We start from the raw sequence: 26,884 nt of genomic DNA on the forward strand, positions 1-26,884 counted from the left end.
GCGACGAGAAAAGGCCCTCTCTGGCCTGCCGGCCATCTCCCCCACAAGGGGGGAGAAGACCGAGCCGAAAGCGCTCGCTTTTATCCGCCGAGGGTTCGGCTGGGTTAAGCCCTCCCCCTTGTGGGGAGGGTTGGGAGGGGAGTGTTTTCCCGTCCTGTGGGGCAATCCGGCAGTCAGGCCGTGCGTTCTGTGACCATCGAAAGAAGCGATACGAACCATGAGCAAGCTCAACCGCGATGAAATCGCATCAGGACTTTCCAGGGTCGGCTACGTCGCAGACGGCGAGCTGGCGACGGCGATTTCGCTCATGGCCTTTCTCAAGCGGCCTCTGCTGCTCGAGGGCGAGGCCGGGGTGGGCAAGACGGCAGTGGCGGCTGCCCTTGCCGACCTCTACGACACAAGGCTGATCCGACTGCAGTGTTACGAGGGTCTCGACCAGTCGGCGGCGCTCTATGAATGGAACTACCAGCGGCAGCTCCTGGCGATCCAGGCGCATCAGAGTCGCGACGCCGTGGAGACCGAGGACGAGATCTTCTCCGAGAAATATCTGCTTGAGCGGCCGCTTCTGGCGGCGATCCGGCAGGAGAAGGCGCCGGTTCTGCTGATCGACGAGGTGGACCGCGCCGATGAGGAATTCGAGGCCTTCCTGCTGGAAGTGCTCTCCGAATTCCAGGTCTCCATTCCCGAACTCGGCACGATCCGGGCGACGACCATCCCGCATGTGGTGCTGACCTCGAACGGAACGCGCGAGCTTTCCGATGCGCTGCGCCGCCGCTGCCTTTACCACTATGTCGACTATCCCGAGCCCGACCGCGAGGCGCGCATCATCATGGCGCATCTCTCCGACATCGGCGCCTCGCTGGCGCTGCAGATCGCCCGGATGGTCGAGGCGATCCGCAAGGAGGATCTGCGCAAGGTTCCGGGCGTCGCCGAAACGCTGGACTGGGCGGCCGCGCTGGTGGGTCTTAACCTGCGCGACCTGCACGACGATCCGGAGGCCCTGCACGACACGCTGCTTTGCCTGTTGAAGACCCGCGAGGATCGGACGCGGATCAGCCGCGAGGTCACCGAACGTCTGCTCGGGAGGGTCGCATGAGCTGTTGCGGCCAGCCGATGAACCAGGACGAAATGGACGCCGTCTCCGGACTGGTGTCGGAAAAGCTTGCGGCTTTTCTCAAGACCCTGCGGGACAATGCCTTTGCCGTCGGGCTCTCCGAGGGCAAGGATGCGGCCGCGCTGATGGCGGCCGGCTATGCGACCCGTCCATCGCTGTTGCGGCAGGCCTTCAAGCAGCTGTTCTGCGCCCGCAAGAGCGAATGGCAGCGCTTCGACGGGTTGTTCGACGCCTTCTGGCTGGCCAAACGGGTGCGCGGACGTTCCGCCGTTTCCGGCACGCCGTTGCCCTCTGCCAACCCCGCGCTCAAGAGCCTGCAGGATCCGCAGGCATCGCAACGAGGCAACGAGGCGACCGACCAGGTGCCCTCCTCCGGCGAAGACGGCGCGGACCAGTCCGGCGAAGGCCGGATGGAAGGCGCCTCGGTCATCGAGAACATTGCCAAGAGCGATTTCCGCAAGCTTGCCAACCCGGAAGAGATCGAGCGCGCCCATGCGGTCGCCGCGCAACTGGCGCGCGCCATGCAGGCGCGCCTGACGCGGCGCGACCTGGCCCGCAGACACGGCTATCGCATCGACCTTCGCCGCACCATTCACCGCAATATCGGCCACGGCGGCGTGCCGGTGTCTCTGGTGATGCGCGAGCGGCGCGAAAAGCCGCTCAGGCTCGTCCTGTTGCTCGACGCCTCGGGCTCGATGAGCATGTATACCGGCGTCTTCCTGCGCTTCATCCACGGCGTTCTCGACAATTTCCGCGAGGCGGAGGCCTTCCTGTTTCACACGCACCTCGCTCATGTCTCCGACGCCATGAAGGAGCGCGATCCGGCGCGTGCGCTCGACCGGCTGTCGATGATGGCGCAAGGGTCCGGCGGCGGGACGCGGATCGGCGACTGCCTCGCCACGTTCAACCGCCACCACGCCGCCCGCGTCATCCATTCGCGCACCTGCGTGATGATCGTCTCCGACGGCTACGAGACCGGCGACGCGGCGAAGCTTGGCGCGGAGATGGCGGCGCTCGGCCGGCGCTGCAAGCGCATCGTCTGGCTCAATCCGATGATGGGCTGGGACGGCTATGCGCCGGAGGCCGCCGGCATCAAGGCCGCCCTGCCGCATGTCGATCTGCACGCGCCGGCCCATTCGCTGGAGAGCCTTGCGGCGCTCGAACCCTATCTGGCCAGATTGTGAAGGAGGCGAGCATGACCATGCATGTCGATGTGATGGATCTCATGGCGAAACTCAAATCGTCGGAAGAGGCCTTCGTGCTGGCGACCGTGGTCAGGACGGTCTCGGTAACGGCGGCGAAGGCCGGGGCAAAGGCGATCATCCGGCCGGATGGCATGATCGCCGCCGGCTGGATCGGCGGCGGCTGCGCCCGCGGGGCGGTACTTCGGGCCGCGACCCAGTCACTGCGCGACGGCAAGGCGCGGCTGGTCTCGATCCAGCCCGGCGACCTGCTCGCCGATCTCGGCGTGAAGCCCGGCGAAGCCCGCGGCGGCGTGCAGTTCGCCCGCAACATGTGCCCGAGCCAGGGCACCATGGACGTCTTTGTCGAGCCGGTGCTGCCACGCCCCTCTCTCATCGTGTTCGGGGCAAGCCCGGTGGCGCTGGCGCTTGCCGCGCAGGCTCGCCCGCTCGGCTTCAACGTGACGCTGGCGGCGCCTGCGGACGATCTCGGTGAATCGCCGGACGTGGACCATCTGGTCGATGGTTTCGCCATCGAGCCCGAGACCAGGGGCGAGCGCTACCTTGTCGTCTCGACGCAAGGACGGGGCGACGAGGCGGCGCTCAAGGCCGCCGTCGCGGCCAGGGCCGACTATATCGGTTTCGTCGGCAGCCATCGGAAGATGGCGGCGCTGAAGCAGGAGCTTATGGAGGTCGGCATTGAGCCGGCCGCCCTCGATCGGGTGAAAGGGCCCGCCGGGCTCGATCTCGGCGCGATTACCCCGGAGGAAATCGCGCTCTCGGTACTCGCGGAGATCATTTCGATCCGCCGTCGCGGCCAGCGCGGCGAAACGGCACAACAGGCTTAAGGGAAGAGGAAACATATCATGGACATGAATGGCAGCGAACGCATCGAAGCGCCGGTCGAGACAGTCTGGCAGGCCTTGAACGACCCGGAGATCCTGCGCCAGGCGATCCCCGGCTGCGAGAGCCTGGACAAGACCTCCGACACAACCATGACCGCCAAGGTGGTGTTGAAGATCGGGCCGATCAAGGCGAAGTTCGAGGGCGCGGTCGAGCTGCAGAACCTCAATCCGCCGTTTTCCTATACGATTGCCGGCGAAGGAAAGGGCGGCCTTGCCGGTTTTGCCAAGGGCGGCGCCGACGTCTCGCTTGCGGCCGACGGACCGAACGCGACGATCCTATCCTACACGGTGAAGGCCGAGGTCGGCGGCAAGATCGCCCAGCTGGGCAGCCGGCTGATCGATTCGACCTCGAAGAAACTCGCCGGCGAATTCTTCGCCAAGTTCGGCGAACTGGTCGGCAATTCGGTCGCTGTCGCCTGAGCCGCAAGCGTGCCCCGATGGCCCGAAACCTCGGGGCGCGCGATCCTCAGTCGCGTTTGGTGAGGCAGCGCGACACGCAATCGCGCCATCCGGCGACAGCCATCTGGCGCTCCGCGTCGTCCATGCCCGGCTCGAAGCGCCGATCGCGCTTCCAGTGCTCGGCAAAGCCCTTTTGATCCGGCCAGATACCGGCGCGGGAGCCGGCGAGCAAGGCGGCGCCGAGAACCGTGGTTTCGAGGATCTGCGGACGGTCGACGGGTGCGGCCAGAATGTCGGCCAGACGCTGCATGGTCCAGTCGGATGCAACCATGCCGCCATCGACGCGAAGGACGGTCCTGTCGCTCGCGCCATCCCAATCCTTTTTCATCGCCTCGAGCAGATCATAGGTCTGGTATGCGACGCTTTCGAGCACGGCGCGGGCGAATTCTGCAGGACCGGTGTTTCGGGTCATGCCGAACATCGCGCCGCGGGCTTCGGCATCCCAATAGGGCGCGCCGAGTCCGGTGAAGGCCGGCACGAGATAGACGTGCTGGTGCGGATCGGCCTTGGCGGCCAGGCCGTCGGTCTCGGCGGAACTGCCGATGAAGCCCAGGCTGTCGCGCAGCCACTGCACGGCCGCACCGGCGATGAAGATCGAACCCTCCAGCGCATAGGTCGTCTCGCCGTTCAGCCGATAGGCGATCGTCGTCAGCAGCCGGTTGGACGAGGCGACGCGATCGGTTCCGGTATTCAGAAGCGCAAAGCAGCCGGTGCCATAGGTCGACTTCATCATGCCGGGCTCGAAACAGGCATTGCCGATCACGGCTGCCTGCTGGTCGCCGGCAACGCCGAGGATCGGGATTTCGGCACCGAAGACCTCCTGGTCGGTCACGCCGAACTCGTCGGCGCAGTCCTTGACCTCGGGCAGCATGGTACGCGGGATGGCCAGGATGTCGAGAAGCTCGTCGTCGAAACGGTTTTCGCCGATGTCGTAGATCAGCGTGCGCGAGGCATTTGTGGCGTCGGTCGCGTGCACGCGGCCGGCCGTCATCCGGAAGATGAGCCAGCTATCGACCGTGCCGAAGCAGACCTCGCCTTTTTCTGCACGGGCGCGCAGCCCTTCGACCGAATTGAGCATCCAGGCAAGCTTGGTGCCGGAAAAATACGGATCGAGTAGCAGGCCCGTCTTGGCGGTGAAGAGCGGCTCCAGGCCCTTCGTCTTCAGCTCCTCGCAGAAACGGGCGGTGCGGCGGTCCTGCCAGACGATGGCGCGATGCAGTGGCTCGCCGGTCTTGCGGTCCCAGACCACGGCGGTCTCGCGCTGGTTGGTGATGCCGATCGCGGTGATGTCGCGCAGCGTGATGCCGGCCTTGGCCACCGCCATGCGGGTGGTCGACAGCACGCTCTGCCAGATTTCCTCGGCATCGTGCTCGACCCAGCCTGAATCGGGGAAGAACTGGGTAAATTCCTGCTGGGCGACCCCGACGATCTGCATGTCCTGGTCGAAAACCATGGACCGGGTCGATGTGGTTCCCTGGTCGATTGCCAGAATATATCCGCTCATCGGGCTTTCGTCTCCTTGGATGAAGACCGGGGCGCGTGGTTCGCGCCCCGGTCCCTTGTCATGCTAACGAGGGAAGATTACTTCTGCCAGCTCTTGACCAGTTCGTCGTAGTTGACGGTCATCGGCTTTTCCTTCTCGTTCTCGACCTTCAGCTGCGGCGCGAGGTTGCCCTTGGCCACGGCGTCGGCATTCCACTCTTCGAGGGTCTTTTCCTCGGCAAGCTTCGGACCGATGTCACCCTGAACGCCGGCACGTTCCAGGCGCTGCATGACCTTTTCCTGCTCGGCGCACAGCGAGTCCATGGCTTCCTGCGCCGACTTCGCACCCGAGGATGCGTCGCCGATCGCCTGCCACCACAGCTGGGCCAGCTTCGGATAGTCCGGAACGTTGGTGCCGGTCGGCGACCACTGGACACGGGCCGGCGAACGGTAGAACTCGATCAGGCCGCCGAGTTTCGGAGCGCGCTCGGTGAAGCTTTCATGCTGGATCGACGACTCGCGGATGAGCGTCAGACCGACATGGCTCTTCTTCACGTCCACGGTCTTCGAGGTGACGAACTGGGCATAGAGCCAGGCCGCCTTGGCGCGATCGTCCGGGGTGGACTTCAGCAGCGTCCAGGAACCCACGTCCTGATAACCGAGCTTCATGCCGTCCTTCCAGTAGACGCCATGCGGGCTCGGAGCGAAGCGCCACTTCGGTGTGCCGTCGGCATTGACGACCGGCAGGCCGTCCTTGACGAGGTCGGCGGTAAACGCGGTGTACATGAACATCTGCTGGGCGATTTCACCCTGCGACGGAACCGGACCGGATTCCGAGAAGGTCATGCCCTGGGCGGATGCCGGTGCATAGGCCTTCAACCAGTCGAGGTACTTCTGGATGGCGTAGACAGAAGCCGGGCCGTTGGTGTCGCCGCCACGGGCAACGCAGGAGCCGACCGGACGCGAGTTCTCATCGACCTTGATGCCCCATTCGTCGACGGGCAGACCATTCGGCAGGCCCTTGTCGCCATTGCCGGCCATGGAGAGCCAGGCGTCGGTGAAGCGCCAGCCGAGCGACGGGTCCTTCTTGCCGTAGTCCATGTGACCATAGACCTTCTTGCCGTCGATCTCGCGGCCGGTGAAGAACTCGGCGATGTCTTCGTAAGCCGACCAGTTGACCGGCACGCCGAGGTCGTAGCCGTACTTGGCCTTGAAGTCGGCCTTGTTCTTCTCGTCGTTGAACCAGTCGTAGCGGAACCAGTAGAGGTTGGCGAACTGCTGGTCGGGCAGCTGGTAGAGGTCGCCGTCCGGAGCGGTGGTGAACTTCAGGCCGATGAAGTCGTCGAGGTCGAGACCGGGATTGGTTACGTCCTTGCCTTCGTTGGCCATCCACTTGGTGAGCGAACGGGCCTGCTGGTAGCGCCAATGGGTGCCGATCAGGTCCGAATCGTTGACATAGGCGTCGTAGACGTTTTCGCCTGACTGCATCTGCGTCTGCAGCTTTTCGACGACGTCGCCTTCACCGATCAGGTCGTGGGTGATCTTGATGCCGGTGATCGCGGTAAAGGCCGGGGCCAGAACCTTGGATTCGTATTCGTGCGTGGTGATGGTTTCCGACACCACCTTGATTTCCATGCCGGCGAAAGGCTTCGCGGCATCGACGAACCACTGCATTTCCTTTTCCTGGTCGGCGCGCGACAGCGCCGAAAGGTCACCGACCTCCTTGTCCAGGAACTGTTTGGCCTCTTCCATGCCGGCAAAGGCGGAGCCGGTCATCGCCAGCAGCATGGCTGCGGTCGTCGTCAAAAGGTGCTTTCGCATGATTTTCCTCCCAAAGGTTGCGATTGCAGTCTCTTCGTAGTCCGGGATGGCGGAAGCGGCCCGCCATCCGTTTTTCAAGCCTCAGACGAAACGGAATACGCCGATCGCGTAGACCACCGACAAGGCAAGAGCCCACCACAGGTTCGGACCTCCCAGCCCCAACCATGCGAGATGGATGAATGCGGATCCGAGCAGCGAGATGAACAAACGGTCGCCTCGCGTCGTTTCGAACCGCAGGACGCCGATGCGGGGATTGCCGCCCGGCGAGAAGTACTCCCAGACCGCCATGCAGGCGATCAGCGTGAAGATGCCGATGAAGAACAGCGCCGTCGGCAGCGTCCATGCCATCCATGAGAAGTTCATTGTCTGCCTCCCTCCCTTAGACGCGGCCCAGGGCAAAGCCCTTGGCGATGTAGTTGCGGACGAAATAGATGACGAGCGCGCCCGGGATGATGGTGAGCACGCCGGCCGCTGCCAGCACGCCCCAGTCCATGCCCGAGGCCGACACCGTGCGGGTCATGGTGGCGGCGATCGGCTTGGCGTCGGTCGTCGTCAGGGTGCGGGCGATCAGCAGTTCGACCCAGGAGAACATGAAGCAGAAGAAGGCGGCGACACCGATCCCGCTCGCGATCAGCGGCATGAAGATCTTCACGAAGAAGCGCGGGAAGGAATAGCCGTCGATATAGGCCGTCTCGTCGATCTCCTTGGGCACGCCCGACATGAAGCCTTCGAGGATCCAGACCGCCAGCGGCACGTTGAACAGGCAGTGCGCGAGCGCCACGGCGATATGCGTGTCGATCAGGCCGAAGGCCGAATAGAGCTGGAAGAATGGCAGAGCGAAGACCGCGGGCGGCGCCATGCGGTTGGTGAGCAGCCAGAAGAACAGATGCTTGTCGCCGAGAAAGCGGTAGCGCGAGAAGGCATAGGCCGCCGGCAAGGCCGCTGCGACCGAGATCACCGTGTTCATCACTACGTAGATGATCGAGTTGATATAGCCGTTGTACCAGGACGGGTCGGTGAAGATCACCATGTAGTTCCGGAGCGTCGGGTTCTGCGGAAAGAGCGAGAAGGCCCCGAGAATCTCATTGTTTTCCTTGAAGCTCATGTTGACCAGCCAATAGATCGGCAGGAGCAGGAAGATGATGTAGATCGTCGGGATCAGGAAGGAGAAGCGGCTCTTGTCGTGGTTCATCTTCATATCCCCTTCACTTGGCCTGGGCGTCGTGGCTGGTCATGACCGTGTAGAAGACCCACGACATGAGCAGGATGATCAGGAAGTAGATGATCGACATGGCAGCCGCCGGGCCAAGGTCGAACTGGCCGACCGCCATCTTGACCAGATCGATCGACAGGAAGGTCGTCGAGTTGCCCGGGCCGCCGCCGGTGACGACGAAAGGCTCGGTATAGATCATGAATGAGTCCATGAAGCGCAGCAGAACGGCGATCAGAAGCACGCGCTTCATCTTCGGCAGCTGGATGTAGCGGAACACCGAGAAGCGCGAGGCACCGTCGATCTTGGCGGCCTGGTAATAGGCATCCGGGATGGAGACGAGACCGGCATAGCACAACAGCACGACGAGGCTCGTCCAGTGCCAGACGTCCATGACGATGACCGTCACCCAGGCGTCGACCGGGTCCTGCGTATAGTTGTAGTCGATGCCGAGAACGGTCAGGTAGTGACCGAGGAAGCCGATGTCGACGCGGCCGAAGACCTGCCAGATCGTGCCGACCACGTTCCACGGAATGAGCAGCGGCAGCGCCATCAGGACGAGGCAGACCGGCACGCCCAGCCCCGTCTTCGGCATGTTGAGGGCGATCAGGATGCCGAGCGGCACCTCGATGGCGAGGATCACCATGGAGAAGATCAGGTTGCGGCCAAGCGCGTTCCAGAAGCGGTCGGAAGACAGCATTTCCGTGAACCAGTCGGTGCCGGCCCAGAAGAACTCGTTGTTGCCGAAGGTGTCCTGGACCGAATAGTTGACCACCGTCATCAGCGGGATGACGGCCGAGAAGGCCACGAGCAGCAGAACCGGAAGGACCAGGAACCAGGCCTTGTTGTTGAAGGTCTTTTCCATGATCAGCCCTCCTGCCCGACGCGCCAGCTGTCGGCATAGATGCCGATGGCCTGGGCTTCGAAAGTGACACGTGCCTCGCTCGGGATTTCGGTATCCTCGGGCGCGACGATCGACAGCGGATGGCCGCAGAACTGGGTCCGGACGATCTTCTGGCGGCCGGTATCCTCGACCTTGGTGATCTTGACCGGCATGCCCTCGCGGCCGAGGCGGACGAATTCCGGCCGGATGCCGAGCTCGATCCTGGCGCCCTCGGCAAGTTTCGGCACGCCGCTCAGCGCAATGGTCTGTTCGCCGACGACGGCCGTGGAGCCGTTCACTGCGGCCGGCATGAAGTTCATGCCCGGCGAGCCGATGAAATAGCCGACGAAGGTGTGGCTCGGGCGCTCGAACAGTTCGGCGGGCGTGCCGATCTGGACGATCTCGCCGTCATACATGACGACGACCTTGTCGGCGAAGGTGAGCGCCTCGGTCTGGTCGTGGGTCACATAGACCATGGTGAAGCCCGACTGGCGGTGCAACCGCTTCAGCTGCGAACGCAGAACCCACTTCATATGCGGGTCGATGACGGTCAGCGGCTCGTCGAACAGGATCGCGTTGACGTCGGAGCGCACCAGGCCGCGGCCGAGCGAGATCTTCTGCTTCTGGTCGGCGGTGAGCCCCTGCGCGCGCCTGCCAGCCATGCCGGCGAGATCGGTCATCTCGAGGATTTCCTTGACCCGGCGATCGACGTCGGCTTCCGGCACATGGCGGTTGCGCAGCGGGAAGGCGAGATTGTCGTAGACCGTCATGGTATCGTAGACGACCGGGAACTGGAACACCTGGGCGATGTTGCGCGCCTCGGTCGAGAGCGCGGTGACATCGACGCCGTCGAACAGGATGCGGCCGTCCGAGGGGTGAATAAGCCCGGAAATGATGTTGAGCAGCGTGGTCTTGCCGCAGCCGGAGGGTCCGAGCAGGGCATAGGCGCCGCCATCGGCCCATTCATGATGGACTTCCTTCAGCGCGTAGTCGCCGGCGGCCTTGGCCTTGGGGCTGTAGGCGTGGCGGATATGGTCGAGATTGATGCGTGCCATGGTCTCTTCCCCCTCACGCCGCAGCGACATCGACGAGCGCGCGCCCGTCGGAGCCGAACGCCATCAGGTGGCGCGTATCGATGAAGACTTCGAGCTCGTGATCCGGATCGATGTCGTGGATGCCGTGGGCCAGCATGACCCAGCGTGCTCCGGCGAAATTGAGGTGGATGAAGCTCTCCGAACCGGCGATTTCCGAGACCAGGGTGGTTGCCGAAAGCGCGGTCGTCGCGTGGTCATTGCGGTGCAGATAGAGGTGATGCGGCTGAAAACCGATCGTCACCGGACCGTCGGCGATCGCGGCCAAATGCGCCGGAACCGGCAGGACCGGGCGGTCGCCCAGCAGGAACTGGCCGCCCGACTTAACCAGCTCGATGGTGTTGAGCGGCGGATCGGCGAAGGTGCGCGCGGTCAGGAGATCGAGCGGATGGCGATAGACCCGGATAGTCTCGCCGAACTGCGTCACCGCACCCTGGCTCAGGGTCGCGGTATTGCCACCGAGAAGCAGCGCTTCGGACGGTTCGGTGGTGGCATAGACGAAGATCGCACCGGACTGGGCGAAGATCTTCGGGAGTTCCTCGCGCAGTTCTTCGCGAAGCTTGTAGTCGAGGTTGGCGAGCGGTTCGTCGAGCAAGACCAGGTTGGCGTTCTTGACGATGGCGCGCGCCAGTGCCGTGCGCTGCTGCTGGCCGCCGGAGAGGTTGAGCGGCGTCCGGTCGAGGTAAGGCGTCAGCCGCAGAAGCTCGGCGGCCTTCTTCACCTCGCGGTCGATGGTCGCGGAATCCTTGCCGGCGATCCGCATCGGCGAGGCGATGTTCTCGTAAACGGTCAATGCCGGATAATTGATGAACTGCTGATAGACCATGGCGACATTGCGCTTCTGCACCGGTACGCCCGTGACATCGACGCCATCCAGGTGGATCGATCCACCCGTCGGCTTGTCTAGACCGGCCATCAAGCGCATCAGCGAGGTCTTGCCGGAGAGCGTCGGCCCCAGCAGGACGTTCAGCGACCCTCGCTGCAAGACGAGATCGGTCGGGCGAATATGATATTCGCCGGCAACCATCTTCGAGACATTGCGCAATTCAAGCATCTATTCCTCGGGCCTCCTCCGAACCGTCGGCTATCTTCCAGCAGGCACTCGCCGCTTAGCGGGCGACAGCGTCCGCCATGTATGTCTCCAGTTCCACGGCCTCCCCGGCCGTCAGGAACAAACCCTGTTTGGTGCGGCGCCACAGCACGTCTTCCGCGCTACAGGCCCATTCCCGCCCGATCAGCCAGCGGACTTCGCACTCGTAAAGCGAGCCGCCAAAATGGCGCCCCAGATCTTCCGATCCTTTTGCGCCCGCGAGCATCTCCTTTGCGTCGGTGCCGTAGCAGCGGACAAGTCGCTCGGCATGGCCTTGCTCCAGAAAGGGAAAGACCTTCAGCAGCTTGTCGACTTCCGCCGGATAGGCCGTCGCGTCGAAGTCGCCGCCGGGCAATCGGCTCTTCGCCGTCCATGGGCCACCCCTGGCGCCGATCGCCTCACCGATCTTTTCCAGCGCATGCTCGGCCAGCCGCCGATAGGTCGTCAGCTTTCCGCCGAACACATTCAGCAACGGTGCCTCGTCGGCCCTCTGGTCGAGCTTCAGCACATAATCGCGGGTCGCTTCCTGTGCCTTGGATGCACCATCATCATAGAGCGGGCGGACGGCCGAGTAGCTCCAGACGATATCGTCCTTGCGCACAGGCTCGGCGAAATACTCGCTCGCCGCATTGCAGAGATACGCGATTTCCTCTTCGCTTATTTTCACATTTTTCGGATCATCCGTATAGTCACGATCCGTCGTGCCGATCAGCGTGAAATCATTCTCGTAAGGGATGGCGAAAATGATGCGGTTGTCCGGGTTCTGGAAGAAATAGGCGCGCTTGTCGGAGAACTTCTTCTTCACCACGATATGGCTGCCCTGGACGAGCCGGACATTGTGGACATTGTTGCGGCCGAAGGCGCCCGCGAGCACCTGGTCGACCCACGGGCCGGCCGCATTGACCAACATGCGCGCCTTGAAGGCGCGCGACTTGCCGGTCGACTGGTCGATGAGCGTGACGGACCAAAGTCCGTTCTCGCGGCGGGCCGAGGCAACACGGGCGCGGCTCATGATCGTCGCACCGCGGTCGGCGGCGTCCCGCGCATTGAGCACCACCATGCGGGCATCGTCGACCCAGCCGTCGGAATACTCGAAGGCCTTGGAAAACACCGGCTTCAGCGGCCGTCCGGCCGGATCGCGGCGCAGATCGAGCGTCTTCGTCGCCGGCAGCAGCTTGCGGCCGCCGAGGTGGTCATAGAGGAAAAGGCCGAGACGGATCAGCCAGGCGGGGCGAACGCCGCCCTTCTGGAAGGGCAGGACGAAACGCAGCGGCCAGATGACATGCGGCGCCATGGCCCAGAGAATTTCGCGCTCCATCAGCGCCTCGCGCACAAGGCGAAACTCGTAGTATTCGAGATAGCGAAGGCCGCCGTGGATCAGCTTGGTGGCGCCGGACGACGTGCCCGAGGCGAAGTCGTTCATCTCGGCAAGCGCGACCGAATAACCGCGCCCGACCGCATCGCGCGCGATGCCGCAGCCGTTGATACCGCCACCGACGACAAAGATGTCGAAAACCGTCTCGCCCGACATTCGCCCCCCGATCCCATTTTCGCACTGCACAATTTCATGCAATTGCGAAAGTTTGGATATCTAAATCGAAGCATAAACGAATGTCAAACGAACATTCAGGAAAATTCAGCGCCGGCCGTCGCTGAATTCCTGCTGGCTTTGTGTTTCCACCAACTGCACGTCGTTCTCGGCACAGATCCTGCGAATAGACTCGACCGGACAATGGTCGGTGATGAAGGTATGGACCTGTGAAATATGGCCGATGCGCACCGGTGCGGTGCGCTCGAACTTGGAGGCATCCGAAACGAGGATGACATGGCGGGCATTGGCAATGATCGCCTGGGCGACCTTGACCTCGCGATAGTCGAAGTCGAGAAGTGCGCCATCCTCATCAATGGCAGACACGCCGATGACGGCGAAATCGACCTTGAACTGACGAATGAAATCGACGGCCGCCTCGCCGACGATACCACCGTCCGAACCACGCACCACCCCGCCGGCGATAACCACCTCGATCAGCGGAAAAACGCGCAAGCGATTGGCGACGTTGATGTTGTTGGTAATGACCATCAGTTCCCGATGGTCCACCAATGCCTCTCCCACCGCTTCGGTCGTCGTGCCGATATTGATGAACAGGGAGGAATTGTCCGGGATCAGCGCGGCTGCGGCCCGGCCGATCGCCTGCTTCTCCGGCGCGGCGATGGAACGTCGCGCCTCGTATTTCACATTCTCGTTGCCGCTGGGAAAAATCGCCCCGCCATGGATGCGGGTGAGTGCCTTGCCGTCGCAAAGATCGTTCAGGTCCTTGCGAATGGTCTGCGGGGTCACGGCGAACCGGGCCGCAAGTTCATCGACCAGGACACGGCCTTCCGCCTTGGCGAGAGTCATGATTTCCGCCTGCCGGCTGGAAAGCAGCATTGCCATCCCCTTTCATTTTCTTTCATCCTAGGGGAAAATGAAGCTCAGGCAAGAGTACCATCGTCGGATATGGGAAGGCCTATCGACCCGCCACACCAACCCGAGGTGACGGCAGAGCCCCCACCTCCCAGCAATCGGATCAAGCCTGAAACACCCCACCGATCAGCGGCAACCCTGATAGACTTCCCAACGCTCGATATCGGCGACGCGGCGCTGTTCGCCGGGCGTCAACTTGCCATAGGGCGGGAAGCAACCGCGTCCGAACACGTTGCGGGCGCGTTGCGTCTTGAAGCAATAGCCCTTGGCGGCATAGATCGCATTTCGCTCATACCAAAGCTGTTCGCAGGTCATGCCGCTCTGGGCCATTGACGGCGCCAAAGCCCCCATGCCGAACAACATCGGAACGACGGCAATCGCGGTCATTAGCAGTTTCTTGATGTAGCCCATTTCGAACCCTCCCCTGTGTGGAACGAGAACAGGCTAACACAACCGCGTCATCCACAATTGACTCATATCAAGACTATTCTTGGGTCGGACCGGCCGACCTTGCCGCGAGACGGGTGGTTCTTTCGGGATGGCGGCAGACTAGAGCGAGGACCGGATCTGCTCGCGCGGGACCAGGGCGCCGGGACGGCAGACGACCTGCGCTGCGACCTCATGCCCCTGGGCCGCCGCCTTGTCCGGCGCCTCACCGGCCAGGCGCGCCGCGAGATAGCCGCCATTGAAGGAATCGCCCGCCCCGGTGCTGTCGACCGGCTTCACGCTGTCGAAGGTCAGGATCGCAATCGCGCCGTCCGACATGGACACGGCAACCGGCCCGCCGCCATTCTTGACCACCACTTCCCCAGCGCCCGCGCGCAGCCAGCGGGTGGCACATGCCTCGATATCGCTATCGCCAAAGACGGCAGCCTCGTCATCGAAACTCGGAAGGGCGATCGAGGCCGTTGCGGCGGCGCGCGTCAGGCAGGCCCGCATCGTCTGCGTATCCTCCCACAGTTTCGGACGGATGTTCGGGTCGAAGACCGTCGTCTTGCCGGCTTGGCGGGCAGCGCCAATCAGGCGCAACAGCGCCTCTCGACGTTCCGGCTCGAGAATGGCGAGCGTGATACCGGAAAAATAGATGACGTCGGATTGGGCGATGGCGACCTTGAGCGCCTGCTCGTCGTCGGCGAGCCGGCGCGCCGCGGACTGCCCGCGCCAATAGGAGAAGCTGCGCTCGCCGTCATGCAGTTCGATCGCGTATAGGCCAACCGTGCGCTCGGGATCGCGCGCGATGAAGCGCGTCGAAATGGCGTTGTCCTGAAGAAAGTCCCGCATGCGCTCGGAAAAGGGATCGAGACCCAGCCGGGTGAAATAGGCGACCTCCCAGTCTGCCGGCAGGCAGGCGCGGGCATACCAGGCGGTGTTCAGCGTATCGCCGGCAAAGCCCATGCGCCACAAGCCGCCCTCGGCCTGAGACAGTTCCACCATCGCCTCGCCGATCGAGAGAAACAGCTTATTCCCCATTCATTCGCCTCCTACGCGGTCGCGCTTCGCATGCCCGGTCGTGGCTTTTCCGCTATCGGCGTCGCCGAGGCAATCATAAATCGACGCGACGACGCGAAGAAGACCTCGCATCGTCGCGTTTGCCGCTCAAGGTCGCGCTGACGCCCCGGCGCAAACCTTCCTCTGCGCCGGCACAGTTAGCCGGGTTCGCTCAAGGGTGAATTCCCTCGACCGGATGCTGGAGCGCCGTCATGATGCCCCGCAGTTCGGCCAGGCCTTTCAGGCGACCGATGGCGGGATAGCCGGGCTGGGCCTTGCGACCGAGGTCGTCGAGAATGTCCTGGCCGTGATCCGGGCGGAAGGGAATGCTGCAATCGGACCGCCCGGCCGTACGCCGGCGGCTCTCCTCCCGCAGCACGGCAGCGATCATCGCCACCATGTCGGTACCGCCGCCGAGGTGCTCGGCCTCGTAGAAGCTGCCCATGATGTCGCCCGATTGGCGCTGGACGTTGCGCAGATGGAGGAAATGGACGCGATCGCCCAGCCTGTCCATCATTCCCGGCAGATCATTGTCGGGCCTCGCACCGAGCGAGCCGGTGCAAAGCGTGATGCCGTTCGCCGGCAGATCGACCGCTTCCATCACCTTGCGATAGTCGGCTTCCGTCGACATCACCCGGGGCAGTCCAAGCAGCGAAAACGGTGGATCATCCGGATGACAGCAGAGGCGCAGGCCGAGGTCCTGGGCAACGGGCGTCACTTCGCCAAGAAAATCGATCAAGTGGCTCCGGAGACGTTCTTCGGAGATCGCCGCATATTCCGCAAGATGGCCTCGGACATCCTCCAGAGTGAAGTGTTCCGCGGCGCCTGGAAGGCCGAAGACGACATTGCGGGCGAGCGCCTGCCGTGCCGCGTCGTCCATTGCTTCAAACCGACGCTTCGCGTCTTCCACCACCTCCGGGGGATAGTTTTCCACCGCGCCGGGCCGGGAGAGGATATGAATGTCGAAGGCGGCAAAATCATTGAGGTCGAAGCGCATGCAGGTGGCGCCATTGGGCAGGCGCCAGGCGAGGTCGGTGCGGGTCCAGTCGAGCACCGGCATGAAATTGTAGCAGATCACCTCGATCCCGGCGTCGCGCAGCACCCGGAGCGAGGTCTTGTAGTTGGCGATGTGTTCGCGCCAGGAGCCCTTCTGCTTCTTGATGTCCTCCGACACGGGCAGGCTCTCGACGACCTCCCATTTGAGGCCCGACGGATTGCCGTCCTTCATCCGGCCGATCTCGGCCTGGCGCTTCTTCACTTCGTCGCCCGTCCATACCGCACCGGTCGGGACGTGGTGAAGCGCCGAGACCACCCCTTCGACCCCGGCCTGCATCATGTCGTCGATCGACACGAGATCCCGTGGTCCAAACCAGCGCCAAGTCTGCCGCATCTGCCATTCCTCCTGAGCCTGCTGCGTCGATGATATCCGATCGTTCTCTAGCAGCTGATTTGTATGTTGACTAGTATGGAAGTTCGGACCTATACAGTTCGAAGGGAGAAATCGAATGGCACTTGTCCGCGCAGAACCAGCCGCACTGGAGCAAAGCTCGGCCGTCGGGCCACAGCTCTACCGGCTGTTGCGCGACCGGATCGTCAAGGGCGATCTTGCGCCCGGCGCTCGGATTTCGGAATCGGAAATTGCCGCCAGCTACAAGGTCAGCCGCCAGCCGGTGCGCGAGGCCTTCATCAAGCTCGCCGAAGAATCCCTCGTCGAAGTGCGCCCACAGCGCGGCACCTATGTCCGACGCATTTCGGTCCCGGCGGTAATGACGGCGCGCTTCGTTCGCGAAGCGGTCGAGGCCGATATCGTTCGTGCGGCAGCGCAGGCCGTCACACCCAATATACTGGCTCTTCTCGAGGCCAATCTTACCGCACAACGCGCAGTGGTCGACAGCGATGATCCCAGCCGTTTCATGGAGCTGGATGAAGCCTTCCACCGGCTTCTGGCCGAGGCCGCCGGCCAGCCGGCCATTTGGGACATCCTGGAAGACCTGAAGACCCAGATGGACCGCGTGCGCCATATCAGCACCCGCCAGTTTCCACGCGAACGCCTGATCGATCAGCATGCAGCCGTCGTTGCTGCCTTGCGTTCCGGTGATCCGGATGCCGCCGAGGCGCAGATGCGGACCCATCTCAAGGGCGTGCTGACGGACCTTCCGGCGATCGCCGAGGCCATGCCCGAATTTTTCGACGAAGCGGGAGGCTGACGGAAGTGATGGCCACGGGAGGGGCACAAGGGATCGTAAAGGGCGGGGATGCCGAACGAACTGCGCCGGAATGGGCCGCATGGTTCCATGGCACGCTGATGCCATGGTGGCTGGAGCAAGCCCAGGACACCCTTCACGGCGGCTTCTTCGACCGGTTGACCGAAGACGGCCTTGTCCAGGCCGACGATCCGAAGTCAACACTGGTTCAGGCCCGCCTACTCTTCACGCTTTCGCATCTTTATCTGCGGAAGCGGGACGATCGCCTGCTCGACGGCGCCAATGCGGCCCACCGCTTCCTGACCGAACATCTTCGCGATCCACAGGATGGCGGCTATGTCCGCGCGGTCGACCGTACCGGGCGGCCGAGCGGTCTTGCGACCGACCGGGTCAAGCGCAGCTACGATCAGTCCTTCGTCCTGCTGGCTCTTTCGACCTATCAACGGGTGGAGCCGTCAAAGACCCTGGCGGACCAGTTGCGGGAATGCTGGTCCTTCATCGAGAACCGCCTGACCGATCCGGAAACCGGCGCTCTGTATGAGGACGACACCTTTCATCTTGGGGGCCACGACGCCGGTGCCGCCACCCATGCCCTGCGTACCCAGAACCCGCACATGCACATGTTCGAGGCCCTATTGCAGGCCTATGAAATGACCGGCGATGCGATGTGGATGCGGCGGGCCGAAGATGTGCTCGCCGTGGTCAGGCGTCACTTCATCGATCCCGAGAACGGCACGATCATCGAATTCCGCGCGGCGGACCTCAGCCCTGCAAAAGGCCGCGACGGCTCCTTGCGGGAAATCGGCCACCAGTGCGAATGGAGTTGGCTGCTGGATCGCTATGTCCGGCTCGGCGGCCATGCCGACGCGCTCGCCCTTGCCGACCGCATGATGGATTTCGCCGAGCGCTTCGGCTTTCACCCCGAAGGCCCGATGAAGGGCGCCGCCTATGACGAGGTCCACTCCGATGGCCGCGTCATGACAGACACCATGCTGCTCTGGCCGCAGACCGAGGCGGGCAAGGCCTATGTCGCCCGTTTCGAGCGCCTTGGCCACGGGGCCGACGCGGATCGCGCGCATGACTTCATGCGCATCGTCTTTCAAACCTATTTCGCCGGTCGGAAGGCCTGGCGAAACCGCGTCGACGGCACGGGAACAACTCTGCAGGCAGAGGCCCTTAGCCGGCTACTTTATCATGTCGCCGTGTTCGTCACGGAAGGTGAACGTGTCGGGCTCTGGCCCGACCGCACGACTGGCTGACGCCAGAAGATCTAAATTTCATCAAGTAACGGAGGAGAAGACTATGATGAATTCCCTGAAGTCCCTTGGCCTTGCGGCCGCATTCATCGCCGGCCTTGCCGGCACCGCCTATGCGGAAATCGCCTTGAACCTTTCCACCTCGCAGAACCCGCAGGATCCGCTCGTCATCGCCATGGAGGGCGCGAAGAAGAAGATCGAGGAGCGCAGCAAGGGTGAGATCAAGATCACCATCTTCCCGAGTTCGCAGCTCGGTTCCGACAATGACGTCCTCGAGCAGATCCGCAACGGCGCCAACATCGCCGTGTTGGTGGACGCCGGTCGCCTAGCGCCGTTCCAGAAGGAACTCGGCATCCTCTCCGCGCCCTATCTGGTCGAAGACTACAGCAAATATGCCGCGATCACGTCCTCGCCCGTCTATGCCGAATGGGTTGAAAAGCTCGCGCAATCCTCGGGCATCCGCCTCCTGAACTACAACTGGTTCCAGGGCACGCGCCAGATGTTCTCCAAGAACCCGGTCAAGGGGCCGGCCGATCTCTCCGGCGTGCGCGTGCGCACCATCGATGCGCCCGGCTGGATCGCCACCGTCAACGCCATGGGCGCAACCGCCGTGCCGATGCCCTGGTCGGAAGTCTATTCCGCGCTCCAGCTTGGCGCGATCGACGGGGCGGAAGCGCAGCTGACCGGTGCTTTTGGCATCAAGCTGCATGAAGTGGTCAAGAACGTCGCGCTCACCAACCATGTCCAGCTCTTTACCGGCCTTGCCACATCCGAGCAGTGGTTCCAGGCGCAGCCGGAAGAGATGCGCAAGATCATCGTCGAGGAACTTGCCGCGGCCGGTGACGAAGCCACCCGGATGACGGTCGAGAAGCTCGACAGCGTACGCAAGGAGATGGAAGCGGCAGGCGTGACCTTCACCGACGTCAAGCTCGAAGATTTCAGCTCACGCGTGCCGGGGGTCTACACCGAGCTCGGCCTCGAGGAATCGCGCAAGGCGCTCGAGCCGTTCATCGCCGCCCAGTAAATCGAGTCACCGACGCGGCAAACCACAATGGCCAATGGCGCAGCACGCGTCATTGGCCTCGGGAGAGGGAATATGTGGAAATTCTTTGATCGCGCCGAGGAAATCCTCGCGCTCGTCTTTCTGGCCGGCACCGTGATCAGCGTGCTGGCCGGCGCCGTCGGACGCTCGGTCGGCGTTCCGTTTCCGGAAGGTCCGGAGCTCGCCCAGCTCTTGTTGATCTGGACCTGCATGCTCGGGGCAGACCTGACCATCAAGCGTGGAGAACACATTCGGGTCTCGGCGCTGCCCGACGCGCTTTCCCCTCGTTATCGGCTCATCCTGATCTGGGTCAGCCTGATCTGCATCGTGCCTTTCCTGGGCTATATCGTCTACCTCGGCACGCAGCTGGCCCTGTCCAACTGGGCTCGCGAGTTGGGGGCTTCCGGCTTGAGCTATGGCCTGGTCACCCTCGCCTTGCCGGTCGGCGCCGCACTGATGATCATTTCGGTTTTTCGCCGGGTCTTTGCCCACGGCGTGCTCTTTGCCCTTGAACCCGAAGTCCCCGCGCAGGAGTATCCCTTGTGATTTCCACCCTTATCCTAATCCTTGCGCTGAGCTTCATGGTGATCGGCATGCCGGTTGCCTTCGCCATCGGCATCGCCAGCATGGCCTATTTCCTGCTGCCCACGACCTTTCTGCCGGACAGCATCGCCGTGCAGCGGATCGTTGCCTCGAGCCAATCCTTTCCCCTGCTTTCAGTCCCACTGTTCATCCTGGTCGGGCATCTCATGAACGGCACCGGCATTACGCCGCGGCTGACCAGTCTGGCGACCACGTTGGCGGGCTGGATGCGCGGCGGTCTCGGCCAGACGAGCCTCGTGCTCAGCGCCCTGATGGGCGGCATCTCCGGCTCGGCCGTCGCCGACGCCGCCATGCAGGCCCGCGTGCTGGGCGAGCCGATGATCAAAAGCGGCTATTCCCGCGGCTTCACCGGTGCACTGCTGTCGATCGGCGGCCTGATCACGGCGACCATTCCGCCGAGCCTCGGCCTCATCCTCTACGGTTTCCTCGGCGAAGTGTCGATCGGCCGCCTGTTCATCGCCGGCGTCGTACCCGGCGTTCTTCTGACGATCGCGCTGATGTTCGCCACGGCCTGGGTCGCGCGCAAGCGGGACTACAAGCCGGTGAACGACCGTCTTCCGACCTTCCGCGAGGTGCTCGCGGGCTTCCGCATCAGCTTCTGGGCCATCCTTTTCCCGGTCTGGCTGCTGGTCGGCATCCGTTTCGGCCTGTTCACCCCGTCGGAAGCCGGCGCCTTTGCCGTCGCCTACACCCTGTTCATCGGGTTCTTCATCTATCGCGAACTGACGATTGCCAAGCTGGTCGATGCCCTTGTGGCCAGCGTGCGCGACATCGGCATGATCATGATCATCATCCTTCTGTCGGGCGCCTTCGGCTATGTCATCACCTTTGAGCGCGTGCCGCAGACCATAGCGGAAGTGACGCTTGGCCTGTTCTCCAGCCAGTCGATGCTGCTGTTCGTGATCGCCGGCTTCCTGCTCGTCTTCGGCATGCTGGTCGAGGCAACCGTCATCGTCATGCTGCTGACGCCGATCCTCGTTCCCGTCATCACCGCCGCCGGCATCGATCCCGTCCATTTCGGGCTGGTGATGATGACGCTGGTGACCTTCGGCGGCATGACGCCGCCGGTCGGGGTGTCGATGTTCACCGTGTGCGGCATCCTCAATTGTTCCTACAAGGAATACACCGTCGAGATGGTTCCGCTGGTCGTCGCCGTGCTCGCCGTCGTCGTGCTGATGATCCTCGCCCCGGAAGTCGTGCTGTTCCTGCCGAACTACCTGATGGGCTGATCCTTGCAAGGGGCGGCTTCGGCCGCCCCACCATATCCAACCCGAGTGACGCCATGCTCTTGCATCCTGATCGCCTGCTTCCCGCCGATCCCGCGACCCGTGCCATCGCCCGCGACCTCTACCGCACCGTCGAACACCTGCCGATCGTCTCGCCGCACGGCCATACCGATCCGCGCTGGTGGGGAGAGAACCCGGCCTTCGCCAACCCGGCGGAGTTGTTCGTCATTCCCGACCATTATGTCGTGCGCATGCTGGTCAGCCAGGGCGTGCCCTATGAGGCGCTGGGCATCGGAGAAAACGCGGAGAACGATCCGCGCATCATCTGGCGGACGTTCGCCCGCCATTATCACCTGTTTCGCGGTACGCCGTCGCGGCTCTGGCTCGACCATGCCTTTTCCGAGGTCTTCGGCCTCGACGAGCGCTTGTGCGAGGACAATGCCGAGCACCACTACGACGCAATCGGCGAACGGCTGGCGGACCCGGCCTATCGGCCGCGGGCGCTGTTCGACCGTTTCGGCATCGAAGTGATCGCCACGACCGACGGTGCCCTCGACGATCTTGCCCATCATCAGGCGGTGCGCGCCTCCGGCTGGCAGGGGCGGATCATCCCGACCTATCGGCCCGACGGCGTGGTCGACCCCGATACCGAAGGGTTCCGCCAGAATGTCGAACAGCTCGGTATGCTCACCGGCTGCGATATCGGCACCTGGGAAAGCTATCTGGCCGCCCATCGGGCCCGCCGCGACTTCTTCCGCTCGATGGGCGCAACCGCCACCGATCACGGCCACCCGACCCCCCGGACGGCCGATCTCGGCCAGGCCGAAGCGCGCGCGCTCTATCAGAGGGTTCTCAAAGGCGCGCTCACCAGGGGCGATGCCGAATTGTTCCGGGCGCAGATGCTGACCGAGATGGCTCGCATGTCGGTCGAGGACGGGCTGGTCATGCAGTTGCATGCCGGCTCGATGCGCAGTCACAACGCCGGCGTGCTGAAACGATATGGACGCGATCGCGGCTTCGACATTCCGGTCGCGACGAACTTCACCGAGGCCCTGCAGCCGTTGCTCAACGCGGTCGGCATGGATCCTCGACTGACGCTCATTCTCTTCACCCTCGACGAAAGCGTCTATGCGCGCGAACTCGCGCCGCTTGCCGGCGTCTATCCGTCGCTTCGCCTCGGCCCGCCCTGGTGGTTCCATGACAGTTTCGAGGGTATCCGTCGCTATCGCGAAGCGACGACGGAGACCGCCGGCTTTTTCAACACGGCCGGCTTCAACGACGACACGCGTGCGCTCTGCTCCATCCCGGCACGCCACGATGTCAGCCGCCGCGCCGATTGCGCATATCTGGCCGAGCTCGTCACCAGCCATCGGCTGGACGAAGCCGAGGCCCACGAACTCTCCCCGCTTCTGGCCGGCGAGCTGGCTCGGCGTGCCTACCGGCTTTGATGGCTGAAGGGCGCCCATCCCTTCATTCTTCCAAGCTATGATCGGTATTTTTACTATCTATTTGATCAATGACCGTTTCGGGGGAATTCTTGGTGCGTGGCACGGCGGGTGCAAAGCAGCCCCGGACCAAGCTGGTCTGGCCGGCCGGTGACGCCGCGTGACGGGAGGGGCTCGCTAGGATGGCAAAGGCGCAATTTCCAGACTTCGGCCTGACACTGGCCGAGCGCCGCGAGGCGGTCCGCGGGCATTACTACGAATATCCGGGCATGGATGGCGAACGGGGCGAGATCTGGTGCTATTCAGACCGTTTCTCCTACGCGCCAGGCGACGAGGTGACCCTGTTCGTCAGCTCGACGGCGCCGTTCTGCGATATCGAGATAATTCGGGACGGTGCGCGCGAACAGCATGTGTTGTCACTTTGCGGTATTCCCACAGTCTGGCAGGAGACGCCGGACCAGTGCTCGGTCGAGGGTTGCGGCTGGAGGCCGAGCCACAGTTTCCGCATCCCCTCCGACTGGGCCTCAGGCGCCTACAGACTGACGCTGACGGCGCAAGGTCGCGACGGACAGCCGATCGAGAGCCACCATCTCTTCATCCTGTGCCCGGCACCCGGCGCCAGGCCCGGCCGTATCCTGCAGGTCGCCGCGACCGGCACCTGGACGGCCTACAACACCTGGGGTGGCTCCAATCACTACCAGGGAATCACCGGGGCGAACAGGGACGAGTATGCGACCAGCGTCAGCACGCAGCGTCCTTGGTGCCGCGGTTTTGTCGTGCTGCCGCCGGACGCGCCGCGCGTGCCGGTGGAGGTCAGCATGCCGCCGGGCACGGTGCCGCGCTACCCGCACATGGAATGGGCCTATGCGACGGGACACTCGAAGAAATATGCGTCGTCCGGCTGGGCGAGCTATGACAGCCATTTCTTCCGCTGGGCGGAACGGTCCGGTTACGGCATCGATCTGATCAGCCAGCACGAGCTGCATTTCCATCCGGACCTGCTCGACGGTTATGACTGCGCCGTCTTCGTCGGACACGACGAATACTGGACCTGGGAAATGCGCGACGCGGTCGACCGTTTCGTCGAGCGCGGCGGCTTTGCCGCGCGTTTTGCCGGCAACTTCATGTGGCAGACCCGCCTCGAGGACGAAGGGCGCACGCAGGTTTGCTACAAGTACCGGGCCCGGGCCGAAGACCCCGTCTACAAGACCGGCGATCTGACGCGGGCCACCAACAGCTGGGAGGCGCCCGAAATCGGCCGGCCCGGAGCCGCGACCTTCGGCCTCAATTCCACCAATGGCGTCTATGCCGGCTGGGGCGGATGCTCGCCGCGCGGCGTGCGCGGGTTCCCCGTCTGTCGGCCGGAACACTGGGCCTTTGCCGGGACGGGCTTGTTCTATGGCGATCTTTTGGGCGCCGAGAGCCATATCTACGGCTACGAGGTCGATGGTCTCGACTACGAGATCCGCTACGGCCGGCCCTATCCGACTGCTACCAGCGGCGCACCTGAAGGCCTCGAAATTCTCGCGCTCGGCATGGCAAGCTCCGTTGAGGAGAACGACGTGCTGGCACCCGAGGACCGCTTCTTCGGAGACGAGGACGGACGCTTCATCGCCGAGACGCTCTACGGCGAGGTGAGCGACGAGAACCTCGAAAAGGTGCGCTACAGCAATGGCATGATCGTCAGTTTCCGCAAGGGCGCGGGCGAGGTCTTCCATGCCGGCACCTGTGAATGGGTAGCCGGACTGTTGCGGAGCGACGCCATGGTCGAAAAGGTGACGCATAATGTGCTGAGGCGCGCCCTCGGCTCCTCCAACAGAACGTGAGCCCCATGAGATCGAAGAAAGTCATCATCACCTGCGCCGTCACGGGCTCGGTCCACACCCCGTCCATGTCGTCCTATTTGCCCTACAGGCCGGAAGACATCGCGGCGCAGTCGATCGAGGCCGCCGAGGCCGGCGCCTCGATCCTGCACCTGCATGCGCGCGACCCGGACAACGGCCGGCCGACGGCAGATCCCGCCGTGTTCATGCGCTTCCTGCCCGTCATCAAGCAGGCCTGTGACGCGGTCATCAACATCTCCACGGGCGGTTCCTCGCTGATGACGCTCGACGACCGTCTGGAGGCCGCCCTTTCAGCCGAGCCGGAAATGTGCTCGCTCAACATGGGCTCGATGAACTTCGGTCTTTACCCTGCGCTCGATCGGCCGCGCGAATGGCAGCACGAATGGGAACCGCAACTGCTCGAGGCCACCCGCAGCACCCTGTTCAAGAACACCTTCGCCGATATCGAAGGGATCCTGAAACGCCTCGGCGAGGGCTGCGGCACGCGCTTCGAGTTCGAATGCTATGACGTCGGCCATCTCTATACGCTGGCCCATTTCCGCGACCGTGGGCTGGTCTCAGGCCCGCTGTTCATCCAGTTCGTTTTCGGCGTTCTCGGCGGCATCGGGGCCGATCCGGAAAATCTCGTGCATATGAAACGGATCGCCGACAAGCTGTTCGGCGATGACTACCGTTTCTCCGTCCTGGCGGCCGGGCGCCACCAGATGCCGATGATCACCATGGCTGCGACCATGGGCGGCAGCGTGCGCGTCGGCCTGGAGGACAGCCTCTATGACGGCCGTGAACTGGCAAAATCCAATGCCGCCCAGGTTCGACGGATCCGCGCCATCCTCGAGGGCCTGTCGCTTGAGGTGGCGACGCCGGAGGAAGCGCGCGCCATGCTCGCATTGAAAGGCGGCGACCGCGTCGCCTTCTAGGAAGGCCGGTGGATCGCAATGCCGGCACGGACGGCGCGCGTCGGGTCTGCTCGGCAAGGAGCGTGTCCGGATCAGGTTATCAAGCGGCGGACGGTCGGGCAGGCCGCGCCTTGAAGGAGAGTCGAACTGATGAAGGTCTTCTACGCCGAAGAACAGAAACGCCACGATCCGAAATTCTTCCTGTCGAGCGGCGGGCGCCAGCCCAACCCGGAACAGCCGGAGCGGATCGAGCGGCTGCTTGAGGGTTCACGCGCCGCGGGTCTCTCCGTGGAGCGGCCGGCAGACCACGGCCTCGGTCCGATCTCGGCCATCCACACGCCGGAATATCTGGACTTCCTCAAGCGGATCTACCAACGCTGGCAGCATATCGAAGGCGCCTCGGAAGAGGTGGTCCCGAACATCCATCCGATCGCCCGCGGCGGCACCTATCCGGCCTCGGCGGTCGGTCAGGCCGGCTATCACATGGCCGACACCTCCTGCCCGATTTCGGCCGAGACCTGGGAAAGCGCCTGCTGGAGCGCCTGGAGTGCAACCTCTGCGGCGGACGCAGTCCTGGCGGGGGACGGGTGGAGCTATGCACTGTGCCGCCCGCCGGGGCACCACGCCTTCAGCGACGTCGCCGGCGGCTTCTGTTTCTTCAACAATTCGGCGATCGCCGCGCAGCGGCTGAGACGCTCGGCCGAACGCGTGGCGATCATCGACGTCGACCTGCATCACGGCAATGGCACGCAGGGCATTTTCTATGCCCGCAACGACGTCCTGACCGTCTCCATCCATGCTGATCCGGTTCGTTTCTATCCGTTCTTCTGGGGCCATGCCGACGAACGGGGCGAAGGACCGGGCCTCGGCTATAATCTCAATCTGCCGCTTGCGCGCAAATCGGATGATTCGAGCTTTCTCGAAGCACTGTCGGCCGGCCTGCGGCGCGTCGAAGCCTTCAGCCCGGACGCGATCGTCATCGCCTTGGGACTCGACGCTTACGAGCAGGATCCGTTCGGCGGGCTTTCGGTCTCGACCCCCGGTTTCGCCCGGATCGGCGAGGCGATCGCCAAGCTCGGTCGCCCGGCGGTCATCGTCCAGGAAGGTGGTTATCTCTGCGACGCGCTCGGCGACAACCTCACATCCTTCCTGACAGGCTACGGTGGAAGGGCCGGGTGAG

General features: G+C 63.5%; 25 protein-coding genes. 13 read left to right on the forward strand and 12 right to left on the reverse strand.

The annotated features are described in order from the left end of the window. Nucleotides 1-217: 217 nt before the first annotated feature. The 4 genes from DYZ14_RS01950 to DYZ14_RS01965 are packed head-to-tail and all read left to right on the forward strand — an operon-like array spanning nt 218 to nt 3,620. Entirely contained in the window at nt 218-1,096 is an 879-nt protein-coding gene (locus tag DYZ14_RS01950) for an AAA family ATPase (RefSeq protein ID WP_154719095.1), read from the forward strand. Beyond that, entirely contained in the window at nt 1,093-2,298 is a 1,206-nt protein-coding gene (locus tag DYZ14_RS01955; protein ID WP_154719096.1) for a vWA domain-containing protein, read from the forward strand. The genes DYZ14_RS01950 and DYZ14_RS01955 overlap by 4 nt, the downstream gene beginning before the upstream one ends. Before the next feature lie 11 nt (nt 2,299-2,309). Then, on the forward strand, nt 2,310-3,143 hold the full coding sequence (locus tag DYZ14_RS01960) for an XdhC family protein (protein WP_154719097.1): 834 nt from the start codon (nt 2,310-2,312) through the stop codon (nt 3,141-3,143). Between the two features lie 18 nt (nt 3,144-3,161). Next, complete coding sequence (locus DYZ14_RS01965) at nt 3,162-3,620, forward strand: SRPBCC family protein (protein WP_154719098.1); 459 nt, start codon at nt 3,162-3,164, stop codon at nt 3,618-3,620. A gap of 46 nt (nt 3,621-3,666) precedes the next feature. On the opposite strand, the gene glpK is transcribed toward DYZ14_RS01965, so the two are convergent. The 12 genes from glpK to uxuA all read right to left on the reverse strand — a co-directional run bounded on the left by glpK (nt 3,667) and on the right by uxuA (nt 16,578). Further along, nucleotides 3,667-5,163, reverse strand: a complete 1,497-nt coding sequence (gene glpK, locus DYZ14_RS01970) for a glycerol kinase GlpK (protein WP_154719099.1) — start codon at nt 5,161-5,163, stop codon at nt 3,667-3,669. Nucleotides 5,164-5,240: 77 nt separating this feature from the next. After that, nucleotides 5,241-6,962, reverse strand: a complete 1,722-nt coding sequence (locus tag DYZ14_RS01975) for an ABC transporter substrate-binding protein (RefSeq protein ID WP_154719100.1) — start codon at nt 6,960-6,962, stop codon at nt 5,241-5,243. A gap of 81 nt (nt 6,963-7,043) precedes the next feature. Further along, nucleotides 7,044-7,325: a DUF2160 domain-containing protein gene (locus DYZ14_RS01980; RefSeq protein WP_154719101.1), complete on the reverse strand. Its 282-nt coding sequence runs from the start codon at nt 7,323-7,325 to the stop codon at nt 7,044-7,046. A gap of 16 nt (nt 7,326-7,341) precedes the next feature. Next, the gene (locus DYZ14_RS01985; protein ID WP_154719102.1) at nt 7,342-8,160 is read right to left on the reverse strand and encodes a carbohydrate ABC transporter permease; all 819 of its coding nucleotides are present in this window, start codon (nt 8,158-8,160) and stop codon (nt 7,342-7,344) included. A 7-nt stretch (nt 8,161-8,167) separates the two neighbouring features. Further along, nucleotides 8,168-9,037, reverse strand: coding sequence for a carbohydrate ABC transporter permease (locus DYZ14_RS01990; protein ID WP_154719103.1), 870 nt, complete (start codon nt 9,035-9,037; stop codon nt 8,168-8,170). Nucleotides 9,038-9,039: 2 nt separating this feature from the next. Next, nucleotides 9,040-10,110, reverse strand: a complete 1,071-nt coding sequence (locus DYZ14_RS01995; RefSeq protein WP_154719104.1) for an ABC transporter ATP-binding protein — start codon at nt 10,108-10,110, stop codon at nt 9,040-9,042. A 13-nt stretch (nt 10,111-10,123) separates the two neighbouring features. Then, nucleotides 10,124-11,200, reverse strand: a complete 1,077-nt coding sequence (locus DYZ14_RS02000; RefSeq protein ID WP_154719105.1) for an ABC transporter ATP-binding protein — start codon at nt 11,198-11,200, stop codon at nt 10,124-10,126. A gap of 55 nt (nt 11,201-11,255) precedes the next feature. After that, the gene (glpD, locus tag DYZ14_RS02005) at nt 11,256-12,767 is read right to left on the reverse strand and encodes a glycerol-3-phosphate dehydrogenase (protein ID WP_154719106.1); all 1,512 of its coding nucleotides are present in this window, start codon (nt 12,765-12,767) and stop codon (nt 11,256-11,258) included. Between the two features lie 105 nt (nt 12,768-12,872). Next, nucleotides 12,873-13,664: a DeoR/GlpR family DNA-binding transcription regulator gene (locus DYZ14_RS02010; protein ID WP_115669063.1), complete on the reverse strand. Its 792-nt coding sequence runs from the start codon at nt 13,662-13,664 to the stop codon at nt 12,873-12,875. A gap of 162 nt (nt 13,665-13,826) precedes the next feature. Next, nucleotides 13,827-14,111, reverse strand: coding sequence for a YARHG domain-containing protein (locus DYZ14_RS02015; protein WP_210209264.1), 285 nt, complete (start codon nt 14,109-14,111; stop codon nt 13,827-13,829). Between the two features lie 138 nt (nt 14,112-14,249). Further along, on the reverse strand, nt 14,250-15,170 hold the full coding sequence (locus DYZ14_RS02020) for a sugar kinase (RefSeq protein WP_154719107.1): 921 nt from the start codon (nt 15,168-15,170) through the stop codon (nt 14,250-14,252). A gap of 190 nt (nt 15,171-15,360) precedes the next feature. Next, nucleotides 15,361-16,578: a mannonate dehydratase gene (uxuA, locus tag DYZ14_RS02025; protein ID WP_154719108.1), complete on the reverse strand. Its 1,218-nt coding sequence runs from the start codon at nt 16,576-16,578 to the stop codon at nt 15,361-15,363. A gap of 115 nt (nt 16,579-16,693) precedes the next feature. Between uxuA and DYZ14_RS02030 the strand changes: the two genes are divergently transcribed. The 9 genes from DYZ14_RS02030 (at nt 16,694) to DYZ14_RS02070 (ending at nt 26,883) form a co-directional block, all read left to right on the forward strand. Then, nucleotides 16,694-17,395: a GntR family transcriptional regulator gene (locus DYZ14_RS02030; protein ID WP_154719109.1), complete on the forward strand. Its 702-nt coding sequence runs from the start codon at nt 16,694-16,696 to the stop codon at nt 17,393-17,395. Nucleotides 17,396-17,403: 8 nt separating this feature from the next. Beyond that, a complete protein-coding gene (locus DYZ14_RS02035) occupies nt 17,404-18,651 on the forward strand; it encodes an AGE family epimerase/isomerase (RefSeq protein ID WP_154719110.1) in 1,248 nt (415 codons plus the stop codon). A 43-nt stretch (nt 18,652-18,694) separates the two neighbouring features. Then, nucleotides 18,695-19,672 carry a C4-dicarboxylate TRAP transporter substrate-binding protein gene (locus DYZ14_RS02040; RefSeq protein ID WP_210209265.1) on the forward strand — a complete coding sequence of 326 codons (978 nt, stop codon included), beginning with the start codon at nt 18,695-18,697 and terminating at the stop codon, nt 19,670-19,672. A 72-nt stretch (nt 19,673-19,744) separates the two neighbouring features. Continuing rightward, complete coding sequence (locus DYZ14_RS02045) at nt 19,745-20,236, forward strand: TRAP transporter small permease (RefSeq protein ID WP_195949782.1); 492 nt, start codon at nt 19,745-19,747, stop codon at nt 20,234-20,236. Beyond that, nucleotides 20,233-21,522: a TRAP transporter large permease gene (locus DYZ14_RS02050; protein ID WP_232365406.1), complete on the forward strand. Its 1,290-nt coding sequence runs from the start codon at nt 20,233-20,235 to the stop codon at nt 21,520-21,522. Before DYZ14_RS02045 ends, DYZ14_RS02050 begins: the two co-directional genes overlap by 4 nt. A gap of 53 nt (nt 21,523-21,575) precedes the next feature. Next, complete coding sequence (gene uxaC / locus DYZ14_RS02055) at nt 21,576-22,967, forward strand: glucuronate isomerase (RefSeq protein ID WP_154719112.1); 1,392 nt, start codon at nt 21,576-21,578, stop codon at nt 22,965-22,967. Nucleotides 22,968-23,146: 179 nt separating this feature from the next. Beyond that, complete coding sequence (locus DYZ14_RS02060) at nt 23,147-24,790, forward strand: N,N-dimethylformamidase beta subunit family domain-containing protein (protein WP_154719113.1); 1,644 nt, start codon at nt 23,147-23,149, stop codon at nt 24,788-24,790. A gap of 5 nt (nt 24,791-24,795) precedes the next feature. After that, nucleotides 24,796-25,725, forward strand: coding sequence for a BKACE family enzyme (locus DYZ14_RS02065; protein WP_154719114.1), 930 nt, complete (start codon nt 24,796-24,798; stop codon nt 25,723-25,725). Between the two features lie 129 nt (nt 25,726-25,854). Further along, nucleotides 25,855-26,883, forward strand: a complete 1,029-nt coding sequence (locus DYZ14_RS02070; protein WP_154719115.1) for a histone deacetylase family protein — start codon at nt 25,855-25,857, stop codon at nt 26,881-26,883. The last annotated feature ends 1 nt before the right edge of the window (nt 26,884 follow it).

Source organism: Ciceribacter sp. T2.26MG-112.2 (assembly GCF_900492205.1).
Classification (GTDB): Bacteria; Pseudomonadota; Alphaproteobacteria; order Rhizobiales; family Rhizobiaceae; genus Allorhizobium; species Allorhizobium naphthalenivorans_A.

What these genes read in the sequence shown, in the direction of transcription:
- DYZ14_RS02060 (WP_154719113.1), top strand. Translation starts at nt 23,147, where the DNA reads ATGGCAAAGGCGCAATTTCCAGACTTCGGCCTGACACTGGCCGAGCGC.
- DYZ14_RS02020 (WP_154719107.1), bottom strand. Translation starts at nt 15,170, where the DNA reads ATGGGGAATAAGCTGTTTCTCTCGATCGGCGAGGCGATGGTGGAACTG.
- glpD (WP_154719106.1), bottom strand. Translation starts at nt 12,767, where the DNA reads ATGTCGGGCGAGACGGTTTTCGACATCTTTGTCGTCGGTGGCGGTATC.
- DYZ14_RS02030 (WP_154719109.1), top strand. Translation starts at nt 16,694, where the DNA reads ATGGCACTTGTCCGCGCAGAACCAGCCGCACTGGAGCAAAGCTCGGCC.
- DYZ14_RS02070 (WP_154719115.1), top strand. Translation starts at nt 25,855, where the DNA reads ATGAAGGTCTTCTACGCCGAAGAACAGAAACGCCACGATCCGAAATTC.
- DYZ14_RS01990 (WP_154719103.1), bottom strand. Translation starts at nt 9,037, where the DNA reads ATGGAAAAGACCTTCAACAACAAGGCCTGGTTCCTGGTCCTTCCGGTT.
- DYZ14_RS01980 (WP_154719101.1), bottom strand. Translation starts at nt 7,325, where the DNA reads ATGAACTTCTCATGGATGGCATGGACGCTGCCGACGGCGCTGTTCTTC.
- DYZ14_RS02035 (WP_154719110.1), top strand. Translation starts at nt 17,404, where the DNA reads ATGGCCACGGGAGGGGCACAAGGGATCGTAAAGGGCGGGGATGCCGAA.
- DYZ14_RS01995 (WP_154719104.1), bottom strand. Translation starts at nt 10,110, where the DNA reads ATGGCACGCATCAATCTCGACCATATCCGCCACGCCTACAGCCCCAAG.
- glpK (WP_154719099.1), bottom strand. Translation starts at nt 5,163, where the DNA reads ATGAGCGGATATATTCTGGCAATCGACCAGGGAACCACATCGACCCGG.
- uxuA (WP_154719108.1), bottom strand. Translation starts at nt 16,578, where the DNA reads ATGCGGCAGACTTGGCGCTGGTTTGGACCACGGGATCTCGTGTCGATC.
- uxaC (WP_154719112.1), top strand. Translation starts at nt 21,576, where the DNA reads ATGCTCTTGCATCCTGATCGCCTGCTTCCCGCCGATCCCGCGACCCGT.
- DYZ14_RS01985 (WP_154719102.1), bottom strand. Translation starts at nt 8,160, where the DNA reads ATGAAGATGAACCACGACAAGAGCCGCTTCTCCTTCCTGATCCCGACG.
- DYZ14_RS02045 (WP_195949782.1), top strand. Translation starts at nt 19,745, where the DNA reads ATGTGGAAATTCTTTGATCGCGCCGAGGAAATCCTCGCGCTCGTCTTT.
- DYZ14_RS02065 (WP_154719114.1), top strand. Translation starts at nt 24,796, where the DNA reads ATGAGATCGAAGAAAGTCATCATCACCTGCGCCGTCACGGGCTCGGTC.
- DYZ14_RS01975 (WP_154719100.1), bottom strand. Translation starts at nt 6,962, where the DNA reads ATGCGAAAGCACCTTTTGACGACGACCGCAGCCATGCTGCTGGCGATG.
- DYZ14_RS01960 (WP_154719097.1), top strand. Translation starts at nt 2,310, where the DNA reads ATGACCATGCATGTCGATGTGATGGATCTCATGGCGAAACTCAAATCG.
- DYZ14_RS02010 (WP_115669063.1), bottom strand. Translation starts at nt 13,664, where the DNA reads ATGCTGCTTTCCAGCCGGCAGGCGGAAATCATGACTCTCGCCAAGGCG.
- DYZ14_RS01950 (WP_154719095.1), top strand. Translation starts at nt 218, where the DNA reads ATGAGCAAGCTCAACCGCGATGAAATCGCATCAGGACTTTCCAGGGTC.
- DYZ14_RS02000 (WP_154719105.1), bottom strand. Translation starts at nt 11,200, where the DNA reads ATGCTTGAATTGCGCAATGTCTCGAAGATGGTTGCCGGCGAATATCAT.
- DYZ14_RS02040 (WP_210209265.1), top strand. Translation starts at nt 18,695, where the DNA reads ATGATGAATTCCCTGAAGTCCCTTGGCCTTGCGGCCGCATTCATCGCC.
- DYZ14_RS01965 (WP_154719098.1), top strand. Translation starts at nt 3,162, where the DNA reads ATGGACATGAATGGCAGCGAACGCATCGAAGCGCCGGTCGAGACAGTC.
- DYZ14_RS02015 (WP_210209264.1), bottom strand. Translation starts at nt 14,111, where the DNA reads ATGGGCTACATCAAGAAACTGCTAATGACCGCGATTGCCGTCGTTCCG.
- DYZ14_RS01955 (WP_154719096.1), top strand. Translation starts at nt 1,093, where the DNA reads ATGAGCTGTTGCGGCCAGCCGATGAACCAGGACGAAATGGACGCCGTC.